General features: G+C 73.0%; 9 protein-coding genes, 1 tRNA gene and 1 pseudogene. 1 reads left to right on the top strand and 10 read right to left on the bottom strand.

Translation table 11 applies throughout. The annotated features are described in order from the left end of the window. Window positions 1-17 precede the first annotated feature (17 nt). The 8 genes from A949_RS0108550 to A949_RS0108515 all read right to left on the bottom strand — a co-directional run bounded on the left by A949_RS0108550 (window position 18) and on the right by A949_RS0108515 (window position 13,510). The gene (locus A949_RS0108550) at window positions 18-5,783 is read right to left on the bottom strand and encodes a non-ribosomal peptide synthetase (RefSeq protein ID WP_019355589.1); all 5,766 of its coding nucleotides are present in this window, start codon (window positions 5,781-5,783) and stop codon (window positions 18-20) included. A gap of 1,259 nt (window positions 5,784-7,042) precedes the next feature. After that, window positions 7,043-7,258, bottom strand: coding sequence for a hypothetical protein (locus A949_RS0108545; RefSeq protein ID WP_019355588.1), 216 nt, complete (start codon window positions 7,256-7,258; stop codon window positions 7,043-7,045). 260 nt (window positions 7,259-7,518) lie between these two features. After that, a complete protein-coding gene (locus tag A949_RS0108540; RefSeq protein ID WP_019355587.1) occupies window positions 7,519-9,174 on the bottom strand; it encodes an ABC transporter permease in 1,656 nt (551 codons plus the stop codon). Then, window positions 9,174-10,118 carry an ATP-binding cassette domain-containing protein gene (locus A949_RS0108535; protein ID WP_019355586.1) on the bottom strand — a complete coding sequence of 315 codons (945 nt, stop codon included), beginning with the start codon at window positions 10,116-10,118 and terminating at the stop codon, window positions 9,174-9,176. Before A949_RS0108535 ends, A949_RS0108540 begins: the two co-directional genes overlap by 1 nt. 8 nt (window positions 10,119-10,126) lie before the next feature. Further along, a complete protein-coding gene (locus A949_RS38030) occupies window positions 10,127-10,297 on the bottom strand; it encodes a hypothetical protein (protein ID WP_019355585.1) in 171 nt (56 codons plus the stop codon). A gap of 140 nt (window positions 10,298-10,437) precedes the next feature. After that, window positions 10,438-11,649, bottom strand: coding sequence for a sensor histidine kinase (locus A949_RS0108525; RefSeq protein ID WP_019355584.1), 1,212 nt, complete (start codon window positions 11,647-11,649; stop codon window positions 10,438-10,440). 88 nt (window positions 11,650-11,737) lie between these two features. Further along, on the bottom strand, window positions 11,738-12,466 hold the full coding sequence (locus A949_RS0108520; RefSeq protein ID WP_019355583.1) for a response regulator: 729 nt from the start codon (window positions 12,464-12,466) through the stop codon (window positions 11,738-11,740). A 69-nt stretch (window positions 12,467-12,535) separates the two neighbouring features. After that, window positions 12,536-13,510, bottom strand: coding sequence for an alpha/beta hydrolase (locus tag A949_RS0108515; RefSeq protein ID WP_019355582.1), 975 nt, complete (start codon window positions 13,508-13,510; stop codon window positions 12,536-12,538). A gap of 264 nt (window positions 13,511-13,774) precedes the next feature. On the opposite strand from A949_RS0108515, the pseudogene A949_RS32875 reads away from it, so the two are divergent. Further along, window positions 13,775-14,336: pseudogene (locus A949_RS32875) on the top strand (TetR/AcrR family transcriptional regulator); the annotation flags it as partial. 287 nt (window positions 14,337-14,623) lie between these two features. Here the strand turns inward: A949_RS32875 and A949_RS0108505 are convergent. Together A949_RS0108505 and A949_RS0108500 are read right to left on the bottom strand one after the other, a co-directional pair. Further along, a tRNA-Thr gene (locus tag A949_RS0108505) sits at window positions 14,624-14,700 on the bottom strand. Window positions 14,701-14,781: 81 nt separating this feature from the next. Beyond that, complete coding sequence (locus A949_RS0108500) at window positions 14,782-16,446, bottom strand: alpha/beta hydrolase (protein WP_037706025.1); 1,665 nt, start codon at window positions 16,444-16,446, stop codon at window positions 14,782-14,784. Window positions 16,447-16,558: the final 112 nt, after the last annotated feature.

Below are 16,558 nucleotides of genomic sequence, written 5' to 3'. Positions count from 1 at the left end.
ATCGTCGGCCTCTCTGCCTAGCTCTGGGTGTCGGGGAGGGCACTGCCGAGGTCCAGGGCGTCCACCTCCGCATCGCTCAGGCCCTGGACGAGGCTGATGCTCTCGCTGAGCGCGGTCAGGTCCAGCGCGGCCGCGGGCCCGGTGTCCGGGAGGCCGCGCTCCACCTCGGCGGCGAGCACGGACAACTGCTCCGCCGCGAAGACCGTCTGGACACGCAGCTCCACGCCGGTCCGCTGCTTGATCATGTTGATCATCCGGGTGACGAGCAGCGAGTTGCCGCCCATCGAGAAGAAGTTGCTGTCCATCCCGAGGTGCCCGGTGTCGGTGCCCAGGAGTTCGGCCCAGACCTCGCAGACCACCTTTTCGGTCGGGGTGCGCGCGGCCGAGTCCGGCTCGCCGGACCGCTGCGGCAGCTCGGGTTCGGGCAGCGCGGCGGTGTCCAGCTTGCCGTTGCCGGTCAGCGGCAGCTCGTCCAGCAGGACGTAACCGGAGGGCGCCATGTAGGACGGCAGCGCGGCCCGCAGCGCGGCGTCCAGCTCCTCCTTCAGCTCCCGCTCGTCCGGCCGGTGCGGCTGCGGCACGGCGCCCCGGGCCGGGACGACGTATCCGACCAGGCGCCGGTCGTCGCCCCGGCCGCGCACCACCACGCGGGCCTCGGCGACCGCCGGGTGCTCGTTGAGACGGGTGGCGATCTCTCCCAGTTCGATGCGGTATCCGCGGATCTTCACCTGGCCGTCGTTGCGGCCCAGGAACTCCAGCGTGCCGTCCGGCAGCCGCCGGCCCAGGTCGCCGGTGCGGTACATGCGGGCCCCGGGCGCGTCGCAGTACGGGTCGGCCACGAACCGCTCCGCACTCAGCTCGGCCCGGTTGAGGTAGCCGCGGGCCACGATCTCGCCGCCGATGACCAGTTCGCCCACCGCGCCGGTCGGCACCGGGTCCCCGTACCGGTCCAGGACGTACACGCTCATGCCCGGCAGGGGGCGGCCGATGGGCCGGGTCGTCAGCCGGGTGTCCGGCTCGACCACCTCCCGGTAGGTGGAGACCACCGTCGTCTCGGTGGTGCCCCACATGTTGACCAGCGTCGTCCCGTCATTGACGGGCCGCCGGAACCACGGCGCCAGCGGCGAGGCGTCCAGCTCCTCGCCGCCCAGCAGCACCGTCCGCACCTGGTGCGGTGCGCCGTCCTCGCCCTGCGCCGCGATCAGCTGGCCGAACCCGGTGGGGGTCTGGCCGAGCACGGTCACGCCCTCCTCGCACAGCAGCGTGTAGAAGTCCGCCGGGCTGCGCGCCACGTCCTGGGTGACCACCACGAGCCGCCCGCGGTGCAGCAGCGCGCCCCACATCTCCCAGACCGTGAAGTCGAACGCGATGGAGTGGAACAGCGTCCACACGTCCCCTTCCCGGTAGCCGAACCACTCCTGGGCCGCGAGGAAGAACCGGGCGACGTTGCGGTGCTCGACCATCACGCCCTTGGGCAGTCCCGTCGACCCCGAGGTGTAGATCACATACGCCAGGTCGCCCGGGGAGGCTCCCGGCACCGGCTCCGGATCGCTGTCCGGCAGCTGCGCCCAGCGGTCCGCGTCACCCGGCACGTCCACCACGACGGCGGTACCGGCCTCCAGCCCGTCGGGGAGCGCGCCGTCCACCAGCACCACGCGCGGCGCGCTGTCCGTCAGCACGTGGCCGAGCCGCTCGGGCGGCGCCGTCGGGTCCAGCGGCACGTAGGCGCCCCCGGCCTTCAGCACCGCCAGCGCGCACACCACCAGCCACTCGCTTCGCGGCAGACACAACGCCACCAGCGACTCGTGTCCCACGCCCTGCTCGCGCAGATGGCGGGCCAGCCTGTTCGCCCGCGCGTTCAGCTCGCCGTACGTCAGCGTCCGGTCCGCACAGCACACGGCCACCGCGTCCGGCACCTGGCGCGCCACCTCCTCGAACCAGTCGTGCACATGCCGCTCAGCGTCGGCGTCGGTGATCTCGGCGGTCACCGGCTCCCAGGCGAACTCGGCCAGTTCGCGGCGCCGCATCGCGGGCGGCAGCACGGACAGCTCACGGGCCGGCCGCTGTGCGCCCTCCTCGTCGGAGAGCGCGTCGACGAGGGAGACCATGGCCGCCTCCAGGCAGTCGACGACCACCTCCGCGTCCTGCGCCCGGTGGATCTGCGCGTCGATCTGGAACGCGTCCCCCAGGTCGTTGATCGAGACGGTCAGCGGATAGTTGCTGCGCTCGATCACCTCCGTCGACAGCGGAGCGACGCCCACCCGCTCCAGCAGCCGCTCGACCCCGTTGTCGCCCGGCATCTGCCGGTAGTTGAGGATCGCGTTGAACAGCGGGACGTCCGCTCCGGGCAGTCCGCTGTGCGACCGGGCCTCGGACAGCGGGGTCCGCTCGAAGCGCACCAGCCCGTGCAGCGCCTCGTCGGCCTGCCGCACCAGCTCCCGCACACTGCTGCCGGACAGCCGGAACCGCACCGGCAGCGTGTTGATGAAGCTGCCGAGCATGCTCTCCATCCCGGCCGGCCCGTGCAGCCGCCCCCACATGACGGTGCCGAACACCACGTCGTCGCGGTCGGTGCAGGCCGCCGCGGTCAGCGCCCAGCCGACATGGAAGAGCGTCGCGGGACTCGTCCGCAGCTCTCCCGCGAGAGCGCGGATGCGCCGGCCCAGGCCGTCCTCCAACGACCTGCGCACATCCCGCACCTGCGCGCCGTCGCCGTGCACGTCGTGCAGCCCGAACAGCACCGTCGGCTCCGAGACGTCCCCGAGCAGCTCGGCGAAGAACACCCCGGCCGCGTCCAGATCCCCTGGGCCGCGCCTGGTGTGCTCGGCGAACGCGCGGTAGGACACCGGCTCCGGCAGCGCGTCGGCACGCCCCTCCATGTGTGCGCCGATCTCGCTGAACAGCACGCCCAGCGAGGAGGCGTCGTGGATGGTGTGGTGCAGCGTGAGGATCGCGTGCCACACCCCGGTGCCGGGGTGCCGACCGCGCCGCAGCCGGATCAGCGGCGCCCGGTCGAGCCGCATGCGAGGAGCACGGCGGACCAGCTCGGCCAGTTGCTCCCGGGCCGGGCTCCCCGCACCGAGCTCGATCTCCGACACGGTGAGCTCCACCTGCCGCAGCACGGCCTGCACGGGGCCGCTCAGCCCGTCCGCCAGGAGCACGGTGCGCAGCGCGTCGTGCCGCGCCACGACCGCGCGCAGCGCATCGGCGAACCGGTCCAGGCAGTCGCGGTCCGCGAAGGAGAACAGCCCCGAGGAGACGTAGGGGTCGTGCGCGCTCTCCTTGATGTGGTGGAAGAACATGCCCTCCTGCATCGGAGTCAGCGGGTACACGTCCTGGAGGTTCGCCGCTCCGCCCGGCACCGCGTCGACCACGGCCGCCAGTTCCTCCTCGGTCAGGGACACCAGCGGGAACGCGGCAGGCGTGACGCGAGCGGTCTCCGGTGGGGCGGCGACAGGCGCGGCGGACGGGGAGGCCTCGGCGGTGGTCCGGGAGGCCTCAGCGGAGGCGGGAGAGGCCGGGGCGGCCGGGGCGGCCTGGGCGGCCGGCGAGGTGGGGGCGGCCGGGGAGGTCGTGGAGACCGGGGCGGCCTCCGCGGCCTCGGCGATGGCGGCGAGCGAGCGGGCCCGCAGGATGCCGGGCGGGTCGCAGTGCAGGCCCCGGTCCCGCAGCAGTGCCGCGAACCGGTGCGCGAGCAGGGAGTGGCCGCCGAGAGCCAGGAAGCTGTCCGCGGGGCCGAGGTCCTCGGGCCGGAAGCCGAGCAGTTCGGCACAGGTCTCCAGGACGACGGCTTCCCTCTCCGCCGTCTTCTGCCCTTCCGTCCCCTCGGCCCGTTCCGCTGCTTCCGGTTCCCGGCGGAGGGAGGCGGCGGTACCCGGGCCCGCGGCCGCGGGCTCCGGAACCGCCGGGCCGGGAACGGTCGCCGCCGCGGCGGGCTCCGGGGCGTCCGGGCGGACCGGCTCCGGCGCCGAGGCCGAGGACGGCCCGGTGTGTGCCGTCGCCCCCGTGCTGCCGAGCCAGTAGCTTCCGCGTTCGAAGGCGGTGCCCGGCAGGGACAGCAGCCGCCGGCTTCGCGGGTGCAGCCTGCGCCAGGGGATCCGCGCACCGTTCACCCACAGTTCGGCGATCCGCGCCAGGTCTCCGTCGGCGACCAGCGCGGAGAGGAACGCCGCACCCGGCGCACCGTCGAGCATCGTCAGCAGCGGGCCCGCCCCGCCGTCCGCGGCGCTGCCCGTGTACACGGGGGCGGTGTCCGGGCTTCCGGAGCCGTCGGGGGCCGCCAGATAGCCGGCCAGGGCGCCGCGCAGCTCCTCGACGCCGTCGGCCACCACCGCGAACCGCTCGGGCATCGGCTCCCGGCCCACCTGGAGGGTGTACGCCACATCCGCCAGGTCCGCCGCGGTGCCGCTGCTCCCGAGGTACTCCTCCAGCCGCCGTACCGCGCCGCGCAGCCGTGCCCGGTCCCGCGCGGACACCACCACCAACTGCGGTCCCGCCGCCGTCGTGTCCGGCGCCTCCGCCACGCTCTGCGGCGGTGCCTCGACCACGAGGCTGACGTGGCTGCCGCCGGCCGCGACGGAGTTGATCAGCGCGCGTCGTGCGACGCGGCGGCCCTGCGCGTCCCGGCGCTCCGGCCACGGGGTCAGCTCTTCGCAGAGGGCCAGGGGGCCCCGGTCCAGCGCGAGGTCGGGGTTGGGTTCGCCGGTCGCGGCGAGCGGTGCCAGTTCCCCGTGCCGCAGTTGCAGCGCGACCTTGGTGAGCTGCGCGACACCCGAGGCCGCCTCCGGGTGTCCGACGTTCGACTTCACCGAGCCGACCGGCAGTGGCTCGGGAACCCCTGCGAACACCTCCCGCAGCGCGCTCATCTCGATCTCGTCGGACATCGCGGCGCCGTTCGCCGCCGATTCGACGTACCCGATCGACTCCGGCTCGGCGCCTGCCCGCTCCAGCGCCCGGTTCATGACCGTCACCTGGGCCCGGCGGCTGGGGGTCAGGAAGCCGCCGACGCGGCCGCTGTGCAGCGAGGCGGTGCCCTTGACGACGGCGTGCACGGTGTCGCCGTCCCGCAGCGCGGCGTCCAGCGGCTTGAGCAGCAGGGCACCGACCGCTTCCGCGGGCAGGTAGCCGTCGCCGTCCCGGAAGCTGCGGCTGCCCGGATGGCTGCCCAGCAGTCCCATCTCGGACAGCCCGAGGAACTTGTCCGGGTGGGTGGCCAGGTTCACCCCGCCGGCGATGGCCAGTCCGCTCTCCCCGCGCAGCAGATCGGCGCAGGCCAGGTGGACGGCCATGGCCGAGGAGGTGCACATGCTGTCCACCGCCAGACTCGGCCCCTCCAGCCCGAAGAAATGGGAGACGCGGTTGGCGATGAGGTTGTACGAGGCCGTCGAGGTGAGGGCCGCGCTCACCGGGTCCGCGGAAGCGTCCGCCCGGTACAACTGGTAGGCGGCGCCCACATAGACCCCGACGCGGCGCTCGTACTGTTCCTCGATGCTCTCCTGGGTGACGCCGCAGCCCTCCAGCAGTTCCCACACCGTCTCCAGGAACAGTCGCTGCTGCGGATCCATCAGCGCGGCCTCGCGGGGGGATATGTCGAACAGCGCCGGATCGAACCTGTCGATCCCGTCGACGAATCCGCCCCAGGCTCCCGTCGGCCGGCCCTCCTGCCACCGGTCGGCAGGCGGCTCGGTGACGCAGTCCCGCCCGTTCCTCAGGTGCTCCCAGAAGGAGTCCAGGTCCTCCGACCGCGGATAGCGCCCGGTGAGGCCGATGACAGCGACGTCCATGTATTCACCTCTGCTTTCGGCGCACCGGAACGCGGCACGCTCCGGTGCGGCCACGGCTCGCGCGGCCTGGACGGATGGTGCCGACTGCGACTGCGGATCCGGTCCCCGCCGCGGGCGGATGTGCGGACCGCGGCGGTAAGGCGCGGCGAAGTCCCGGACGGGCCGGCGCCGGGGCGTGCGGAAGGTCCGGCTGCCCGGTGCCGGGCAGGGCACGGGAGGGCGCAGCGGGGGCCGGCTTCCCGGCAGGGGACCCGGTGAAGGGCTCGGAGAGGGTCTCGGTGGACGTCGACAGATCTGCCATCGGTATCCGTTCCAGAACAGCGTCGAGCCGGCAATGAAGCCCGGACCGGCTCCGCGACGAAGGGAATTCCGGCCAGGAAGAAATACGGATTCGAAGACGACGGCGCATCGCAGGACGAAACACACGAAGAGCGGTGGCCCTTTCACGGCACCATGGAATCCCGCGAGACCGAAGAGCGTCAGTGAGCTCTGCAACTGGAAGAAGACAGCAATATGCCGTCGAGATCGGGGGGCATAGCGCCGCACCCGTAAATACCTACATTTTTGTGCCCCCGTTGTGATCGACCGCGAATTTCACGGCCGCAGATACACGAGGGGACAGCTCAAACTACCCCGTCACCCCCGTGATCACAGATCACACTATCGGACGCCCCCAGCGGAAGGCAATGACCCAAAGGATGTGATCCGGTCAAGTAGGTAACTGGATAGTAATATTCTTCCCGAGTCGGTCTTGAGCTGCGACGTTGCCGCGCACGCGGGCGCCCGCACCAGGCGCCCGCACCACCGGGGGAGCGCCCCCGGCGCCCGTCGCCGACGCGCCCCGCGGGCACTCCGCACCAGCGCGGACCGGCGTCGGATACGCCTCAACCGCCGTACACACGAGAGGTTTTCGGCACCCGCGGACGCCCGGCAGGGACCGACACCCGCGCACTCCACACGCCTCCCCCGCCCTCAACTCCCGGCAGTCGCAGCCCGGATCGTCGCCACTCGGCCCGCCTCGCCTCCCTGACGGCACCTCATATCCGGTGCCCCGCAACCCCGTCCGCCTTGGGGCGCGGCGGTTCGCTCCACGCCGGGCCCGCACCTCCCCGACAGGTCCGAGCTGCCCCCGATCCGCCGGCCCCGCCCCCGAAGCAGCACTTCCCGGCATCGGCAGGCGCTTCCCCACACATTCACGAACGACCTCGTCATGGATTCGCCGGAAGAGAGCCGCGCCGGAATTCGATATCCGCACCGGACTACATTTTTATCCCTTCCATGGGATTCGGCCCGTATACCGCACTCTGAAGTGCCGCACACATGTCCCGGACGCTGTAGCAGGGCGGCCCGGCGCCGGGGCGGAAGAGCGACAGCGGCTCGGCCGGTTCCTCGAAGGCGGGCGAGTCGGGGAAGTGCGCGACCAGGATCTCCTCGACCCTGCCGAGCAACGCCGTCGACCGGTCCTCGCCCGCCATGAAGGCCTCGACGAGCGTGAGCAGTTCTTTCCTGGGATTCCCCGGAACCGGACTCTCCTGAATCGCGACGTGCCGCCTGGGATCGTCTGCCGCCCCGGCCCGATTCTGCCCCGTAGCCGTTGTCCGGACGCATTGTCGAGGGGCGCTGCCGGGGCGCGTCGAGGGGGCGCCGAGGACGCCGGACGCCGTCCGGAGGACCTTCCCCGCCGGCTGCCCGCGCGGGGACCTGCCGGCCCGGACCGGCTCACCGCGCCGTACGGTCACGACGTCGCCCGGCGGGCGGCGCCCGACAGGAAGACGACCGAGAGCATCATGACCACGGCCACCGCCAGGAACACCGGCGGCGGACCGGCCGGACTGCCGTCCGCACCCCGGATCGCGCCCATGAAGTCGACCGCCGCGAGGCCGTTGACCGTGCCGTACCAGAGGGGTAGGTAGGTGAACTGGAAGAGGCGGTGCGTCCGGCTGAGCGTGCCGAGGAGCAGCGCGAGGGACGGGATGAACAACGCCCCGAGGAACCAGTGGACCAGGCCCTGGGTGTCGGCTCCGGTGACCATGCGGAGCGCCGGTCCGAGGCCGGCCGCGGCCGTGAGCAGGAACCCGGCATCCCACTCCGCCGCCGTCCTGCCGCGCACCGCGGGGTAGGCGCCCAGCAGGGCCTCGACGCCGTGCTCATGGCGCTGGGTGCCCAGCCGGGACCAGATGAGCACCGGCCAGATCCAGGCCGCGGGCAGCAGAATGCGGGTGACACCGGTCGCGGGCGTGACCGACTGCGAGACGACGACGAGGACGAGAACTCCCGCCCACCACCACAGCGGAGTGCCCTGGAGGAGGATCCGCACCTCCCCCACCAGCAGGCGCAGCGCGGGACTGCCGGATGTCACGGAGGTGCGCGGCGGATGCGCGAACGCGGCCGGCCGCGCCACCGCAAGGTCGGCGTCCCGGACACCCGCGGCGGAACCGGCAGGGGCGCCGGCTCCCACGGGCACGGCACCGCCGTGCCCGGTGCCCGCCGACCGCGGGAGCAGGCCCGGGGCCGCGGCCCGGGTTCCGCGCCCCCGGGCCGGGTCGAACCGGGGGAACCAGAGTGCGGGCAGCAGCGCGAGGCCCAGGGCGAGCGCGACCAGCGCGCAGCGGCCGAGCAGGAAGGCGGGGTCCGGATCGAAGCCCTGCCAGTCGAAGGTTTTCAACGGCTCCTGGATCTGCGTCAGCCCGAGACTGAACTCGCCGGCCGTGCCGGGGTCGACGCCCTGCTCGGCCAGACCCGCGCCCAGCGACTGGACGACGCCGTGCACGCCGATGCCGCCGAGCGGCGCCTCGGGGGACTGGCCGGCGAGCACGAGGACGGTCCAGACGAAGAACCACAGGACGTTGCCGAGGCCCGCCCGCAGCAGCGGGATCGTCTCGAACAGCAGCGCCGCGGCCGCGGTGCACGCCATCAGCGGCAACGCGATGTACACGAAGGGGCTCAGCAGCCGCACCGGGTCGACCGCCATGGTCTCCCCGCGCGCCCACTGCATGACCAGCGCGGTGACCGCCAGGACACCCAGCATGGAGGCCAGCACCAGCACGCTGCTGAGGAACTTGGCGACCAGGTAGGTCCAGGTCCGCAGCGGCGTCGTCGCCAGGAGGCGGCCCACTCCGGTGGCCTCGTCGCGCGCGAGCGCGTTGCGCACGACGTAGAACCCGCCCAGCGGGAGCCAGACGGTGGCGGCCAGCGCGACGACCATGCCGGTGTACGCGCTGTTGTAGGTGCCCCGGTAGTCGCCCACCTGCATGACCACCCATTCGGACTCAGGGGCCGGGGTGGCGAGATAGCCCAGCCCCACGGCCGCGATCAGCACGACGGCGTAGGCGGGCCGACGCACCCGGTCGCGGAAGTCGCCGACGGCGAGCCCGACAACGGTCCCCGGCATCACTGCCACCCCGCGGACCGGTCGGTGGCGGACGGCGCGTGCGGCTGCCCGGCGTCGGGGTCGGACGGCGGGTGCGGCTGCCCGGCCCGGTGCACGACGGCCAGGTACGCGTCCTCGAGGTCGGGGGTGACCTGCTCGGCGCCGGCGGACGGCCGGCCCTGCGCCAGCAGCCGGACCCGGACCCCGCCCGCGGTGCGGACCAGCCTGCTGACGAGGTGCCGCCGCTGTACGTCCGGCAGGTCCCCGGGGTCGACGAGGACCTCCCACACCTGTCCCTCGACCGCTGCCAGCAGGTCCTGCGGCGATCCGCGGCGCAGCAGCCGCCCGTGGGCGACCACGGCGATGTCGGAGGCCACGGACTCCACGTCGGAGACGATGTGGGTGGAGAGCATGACGACCCGGTCCGCGGCGAGTTCGCTCAGCAGGTTCCGGAACCGCACACGCTCCTCGGGGTCGAGACCGGCGGTCGGCTCGTCCACGATGACGACCTCCGGGTCGGCGAGCAGCGCCTGGGCGATGCCCACCCGGCGCAGCATGCCGCCGGAGTACGTGCCGAGGGGCCGCCGGACCGCCTCGGTGAGGTTGACCAGTTGCAGCAGCTCGTCGATCCGGGCACGGGCCGAGCGGGCCGAGAGCCCCTTGGCGGCGGCCAGATACGAGAGGAACTCCCGCGAGGTGAGGTTCGGGTACACACCGAAGTCCTGCGGGAGGTAGCCGAGGGAGCGGCGCAGCGCCCCGGGCCCGGCCACCACGTCGGTGCCGTGGAACAGCACCCTTCCGCGGGTCGGCCGGGTCACGGTCGAGGCGATCCGCATCAGCGACGACTTGCCCGCGCCGTTCGGGCCGAGCAGCCCCAGCAACCCGGTCTCCAGCCGCATGGTCACGGCGTCCACGGCCCGCTTGCCGCCTCGGTACACCTTGGTGACGTCGACGAGTTCCAGCACGACGCCCCCTACTTCCCGCTGCCGGTCGGCCTCGTGGCCGTGCCGCCGCGCAGCACGGCCACCGGCTTCGGCACCTGGGCCCGGAAGCCGGAGGCGCACGTCTCCCCCTCGGCTGCCGCGTCGTCGGCCCCGGCGCAACCGGGGAGAACGGTCGGCGAGGACAGGACACCGGCAGCCACGACACTCCGTGACAATCCATCAAAGAACACACGTACCTCCGGAAAGCTCGACAGGCCGCATCCAGAGTGATCGCCGCGAGTGCGGCGGACATCTGCCGTTCGGCAGATATCCGGTGCCCGGCGCGAGGGCGGGTGCCCGGTCAGCGGTTCCCGGAGGAGGCCGTCGGCGCGGTCGGCGGCAGCGTCCCCGCCACCCGCCAGCCTCCGTCGCACGGCCCCGCCTCCAGCGCCCCGCCCAGGCTCCGGTACCGGTCCTCCAGTCCGACCAGCCCGGTGCCGCCGCCCTTGCGGAGCGGGAGCAGCGGCCTGCTGCTGCCGCCCCCGGCGTTCACGACCCGGACCCGCAGCTCGGCACCCGCCCGCTCGACGGTCACCCTGACGTCCCGGGCCGCGGCGGCATGACGCCGGACGTTGGTCAGCGCCTCCAGCACCAGGAGGTACACGGCCTCGTCGATCTCTCGCGGCAGCGCCCCGGCGACCTCGTCGTCCAAGTCCAGTTCGGCTTTGACCCCGCCGGACTCGGCGAACCTGCCGACCAGTTCGGGCAGATCCGCCACACCGTGCACCCGGGTCGAGGGCTGCGCGGGGTCCTCGCCCGCCGCGTCCTCGCGCGATTCCTCGGCGCTGTGCAGGGTCCGCAGGGTGCGGTCCATGGAGTCGAGCGCCCGCAGCCCCGCCTCCTCCAGCCGGGACAGCAGCGCCCGGCTCTCCCCCGGTTCGTGGGCCGAGACCTGCGCCGCCTGCACTTCGAGCACCATGCCGGTCACTTCGTGGGCGACGGAGTCGTGCAGGACCCGCGCCAGCTGCAACCGCTGCTCCCGCCGGGCCCGGAGAACCGCCCGCCGCCGGCGGTTGTCCGCGGACCGCAGATAGCCGCCGACGCCGACCGCGCACACCACCGGCAGCAGCGTCACCAGCACCATGACCACCACGTCGTCCGCCCCGGCACCCGGCTTCCGCAAGGTGAAACGCAGCGGCAGGGCGAGCGTCGTGAGGACCGCGAGCAGCCCGGCGGGGACGAGGTACCGGGACCGCGTATGCCGGACGAGACGCCCGGTGAGGACCAGCAGCCCCGCGCACTCGAAGGGCATCCACAGCAGCGTGAGGCCCGGTCGGCCGGCGTAGAGGACGTCCGTGAGCAGGGAGACGGCCAGGGCCGCCAGTGCCGCCGCGCTCCCGGTGACCCTCCCCCACGGCCACCGCAGCAGCGGCACCGCCACGACGAGCAGGGCCGACAGTGAGACGAACAGCGCGCCGGACGGGCCGAGCAGCGCCGGTGGGACCAGGCAGACGGCCGCCGCCCCGACGGCGATGCTCCGCCAACCCCCCGGCGCCGCACGGCTCGTCGTCATACCGGCAGCCTATGCGGCACGCCGAGCCGGACGCCCTTCGCCGGTGAGCCGGGCGGCGGGTGCGGGGCGGCGGGTGCGGGGCGGCTCGTCACTTCGTGACGTACCCCTTCTCCCATGCCCATACGGCGATCCCGACTCTGTTCCGCACGCCGAGCTTCCGTTGAATGCTGGCGACATGCGTCTTGACCGTGCCGGGTGAGATGAACATCTCCGCCGCGATGTCGGCGTTGGTGAGCCCTTCGCCGACCTTCCCGGCGATTTCGCCCTCCCGCCTGGTGAGCGGTTCGACGGGTGCGGGGACAGGGGCGCCGCTCCGGTTTCCGGCCGCCGTACGGGAGCCGCGCCCGGGGGCCGCACCCGGCCCGGGGCCGGAGCCGGTTCCCGTACCCGGGCCGGTGACGTGCCTGAGCAGCCGCACCGTGATGGAAGGGCTGATCAGACTGTCGCCGGCGACCGCCGCACGCACGGCCTCCACCAGCAGCGTGGGTCCGGAACGCTTGAGCAGAAAGCCCGAGGCGCCGTAGCGCAGCGCCGGGTACACGTACTCGTCCAGGTCGAAGGTCGTGACGATGACGACCCTGCCCGGAAACCCGGCCGGGGGGGCGAGCAGACGGCGGGTGACCTCCAGCCCGTCGGCGCGCGGCATCCGGACGTCCAGGAGAGCGACATCGGGCCGCAGCCGGATCGCCGCCTCCAGCGCCTCCGCCCCGTCCACGGCCTCGCCGACCACCTCGATGTCCGCCTGCTGCTCGAGGATGCGGCGCATACCGCGGCGGACCATCTCCTGATCGTCGGCGATGAGAACCCGAGTCGTCATGGCCGGTCATTCTGGCAGGCGGCGATCGGCGGGAGGCGGCGCGGAGACGGACGGCGGGGAGCGCCCGGGTCAGGAACCGTGCAGAGCCGCCTCGAGAGCGTCGACGGCGAGCTTCCGGGCGACGTTGGCGGCACGCGTGTCGCGCAGACTGTCCAGCAACAGGAAGTCGTGCACCATGCCCGCCACCCGCACCGAGGTGACGTCCACGCCGGCCTCCCGCAGCCTGCCCGCGTACCGCTCGCCCTCATCACGCAGCACATCCGCCTCGTCGGTGATCACCAGCGTGGTGGGCAGCCCCCGCAACTGCTCCAGGGACGCCCGGAGCGGAGCGGCGTACACCTCGGCACGCTGGCCGGGGTCGGCGGTGTAGGCGTCCCAGAACCACTTCATCCCGTCCCGGGTGAGGTAGTAGCCCTCGGCGAACTGACGGTAGGAAGGCGTGTCGAAGTCGGCGTCGGCGACGGGGTAGAGCAGAACCTGCGCCTTGAGATCGATCCCGCCGCGCTCCTTGTTCATCAGCGCGAACACGGTCGCCATGCAGCCGCCCACCGACTCGCCGGTGACCGCGATGCGCGAGGTGTCCAGACCGTGCTCCGCGCCGTGCGCCAGGACCCACTGGCCCACGGCGTAATTCTGCTCCACCTGGGTGGGGTACTTCGCCTCCGGCGCCCGGTCGTAGACGGGGAAGACTCCCGCGGCGCCCGCCCCCACGGTGAGCTCACGGAAGAGCCGGTCGTGGGTCCGGTCGTCGCCGAAGACCCATCCGGCACCGTGGATGTAGAACACCACCGGCAGCGGCCCACTCGTCCCCTTGGGCCGGATGATGCGGGTGCGGACCGTGCCCCACTGCCCGGCGTCCACCTCGACCCACTCCTCGTCCACATCCGGGCGGGCCACGCTGGTGTCGCTCTGGAGGTCGAGCAGGATCTGGCGCCCCTGCTCCGGAGGGACCTCGTAGATCCGCGGATGCGGATCGGTCGCCTCGGTCAACTCCCGTGCGGCGGGTTCGAGGTAGGGGGCGGCGGGCTGCGGCGTCTCGGTCATGGCTGCTCCCTGTCCCGGGTACGTGCTCCGACGTGCACGATGTCCTACGCGCGCCATCCCGCACCTGTCGGACAGAACGGCGCATATCCCCCTCTTCTCATCGTCGCGCCTCACCCGCGAGGCGCAACCCGTGTCACGACCCGGCGCCGGGCGGGCGGCGCGCCCGGGAGGCTGTGCGCCCCTGGTTCGTCGCCTCCCCCGGGGCCGCCGCCCGCCCCAGCCTGACGCGTACTGGTCACACGACCCAGCTCGTCGTCGGGGTCCGTGCCCGCGTCCGTGCTCCTGTCCCGCCTGCGCGCCGCGCGAGAGCTGCTGGAGGAGGACGGCAGCGCCGCCCTGTCGATGCGGGCCGTCGCACGGCGCGGGCGTCTCGCCGACCGTCCCCTGCCGCCGCTTCCCGGAACGGGAGACGCTCGTCTCCGCGGTGGCCGCCGAGAGATACCGCGAAGTCGCCGCGCACCTCGCCGCCGCCCACCCCTCCCCCACGTCCCCCGAGGAAATCGCGTCGGTGGCCGTCGCCTACGTCCGCTTCGCACTCGACCACCCGGCTCCATTCCGAGCGATGTTCGCCGAGCCCTGCGACCCCGACAACGAGGAGCGGGTCGCCGCGACCGCGACCATCGCCGCATACGTCCGCGACATCGCCCGCCGGACGTTCCCCGAGGCCGATCCGGAGGCGTCGTGGACCTCGGTGTGGACACTCGTGCACGGCCTGGCGTTCCTGCACCTCGACGGCACATTCGACGCGGCCACCCCCGAAGCGGTCGCCGAGCAGATCCGCACCGCGGTCCTCACCCTGTTGACCGCCGCCCCGGCCTGGCGCAGCCGACGCCCGCAGAGCAACCCCGGTGGCGAGCGGAGGCCGTCGCCGCACCCTGAGCGCAACGTCCGCCCCCTGGCCCGCGCACCGAGGGACATCAATTCATGGACGCAGGGCGGTACATCGGAGGGATCCTGCTGGTAAACGATCGGCCTCGCGCTCTCACAGGGTGCACCCCGCCTGAGACCAAAACTGAGATCGGGCGGACCCGCGCGGAGCGGACGAAACGTCACCGTCGTATTCCCTGAACCACAAAACCCCAGGTCAGAATCCATCTGACCTGGGGTTCCATGTGGAGCCGCCTAGGGGAGTCGAACCCCTGACCTACGCATTACGAGTGCGTCGCTCTGGCCGACTGAGCTAAGGCGGCAGTGCGTGCGGCCAGTCTGGGGGCCGCTGCGGCGATAAGTCTACAGGGTTTGCGGGGGTGGTCGGGACGGGGGTGGCCGCGTTAGCCGCAGGTGGTGCCGTCCTCGGGGGGCTTGCCCTGCAGCAGGTAGGCGTCGACGGCCTTGTCGACGCAGTCGCTGCCGCGGAGGTAGGCGGTGTGGCCGTCGCCCTTGTAGGTGAGGAGGCGGGCCGAGGAGAGCTGGCCGGCCAGGCCCTGGGCCCAGCGGTAGGGGGTGGCCGGGTCGCGGGTGGTGCCGACGACCACGATCGGGTCGGCGCCCTTCGCGGCGATGCGGTGCGGGGCGCCCGTCGGCTCGACCGGCCACTCGGCGCAGTTCAGCGCCGCCCACGCGAAGCCGCGGCCGAAGACCGGGCTGGCCTTCTCGAAGGAGGGGAGGGCCTTGCGGGCCGCGGCGGCGTCGGAGAAGGCCGGGGGCAGGTCGAGGCAGTTCACGGCCGGGTTGGCGTACATGATGTTGCTGTACTCACCGTCGGGGCCGCGCTCGAAGTAGTCGTCGGAGAGCGCCAGCAGCGGTGCGCCGTCGCCCTTGCCCGCCGCCGTCAGGGCCTCGCGCAGCACCGGCCAGGAGCCCTCGTCGTACATGGCGCGGATCACACCCGTGGTGGCCAAGGACTCGGTGAGGGTGCGCGCCGGGTCGTCGGTCTTGAGGGGGTCGCGGTCCACGCGGGCGAAGAGCGCGCTGAGCTTCTCACCGGCCTGCTGGACGCCGTCGGTGCCCAGCGGGCAGTCGGACATCTTCACGCAGTCGCGCGCGAAGGCCTTGAACGCCGTGTCGAAGCCCGCCGTCTGCTCGCGGTTGATGCGGCGTGCCGAGAGGGAGGGGTCCATCGCGCCGTCCAGCACGAGCCGCCCGGAGCGCTCCGGGAACAGCCCCGCGTAGGTGGCGCCGAGGTAGGTGCCGTAGGAGGCGCCGACGTAGTTGAGCTTGCGGTCGCCGAGCACGCCGCGCAGTACGTCCATGTCCCGGGCCGCCTCGACCGTCGAGACATGGCCGAGGAGCTTGCCGGTGCGCTTCTCGCACCCCTTGGCGAACTTCTCGTACGCGGCGGTGAGCGCGTCGGTCTCGGAGGCGTCGTCCGGCGTCTGGTCGACCCGGGTGTAGGCGTCCATCTGCTTGTCGCCGAGGCATTCGACGGGCTCGCTGCGGCCGACGCCCCGCGGGTCCATGCCGACCAGCGTGTAGTGCTCCCGCACCTGCTGCGGATAGGCCAGGGCCACCGACTGCTGCACGTACTCGATCGCCGAACCGCCCGGGCCGCCGGGGTTGACCTGGAGCGAACCGCCCTCCGGCGGCTTCTTGCCGCGCTGCTGCTTGGTGCGGGTCACCGCCAGGCCCGCGGTCGCCGCGTCGTCGGCGGGGTCGTCGCCCGGCTTGTCGTAGTCCAGCGGCACCCGCAGCGTGGCGCATTCGAACTGGGCCGGGCCGCAGTCGTGCCAGGACAGCTTCTGCTCGTAGTACGGGCGCAGCTCGTCGGGGATCTTCGCGGGCAGCGGTTCGAGCGGGGAGGCGTCGGCGCCCGCGTGGGTGCCCTTCGCCGAGGGGTCGGTGCCCGGCTCGGACGAGTCGTCGTCCGAGCAGCCGGAGAGCAGCAGCGCCGTGGCCATGAGGACCGCGGCGCTCCCGAGACGGCCGCGGGACCGGCCCCCGGAACGGCCGCGGGACTCGCCCCCGTAGCGGATACGGGAGGCGGGTGGCTGACTCATGGGGCATCCCTCCGGCGGCGGCACGTGCTGGGAGCGTACCCAGCCGAACACCGGCCCGTCGCCCGCGGGGGCGCTGTGGCGCGTCAGTCCGCCGGTCGGCGCCGCCCCCGGT

It is taken from the genome of Streptomyces sp. AA1529 (assembly GCF_000280905.1).
Lineage (GTDB): Bacteria > Actinomycetota > Actinomycetes > Streptomycetales > Streptomycetaceae > Streptomyces.
Note: the sequence above shows the minus strand (reverse complement) of the source record. Positions and strands in the feature narration are given on the sequence as shown.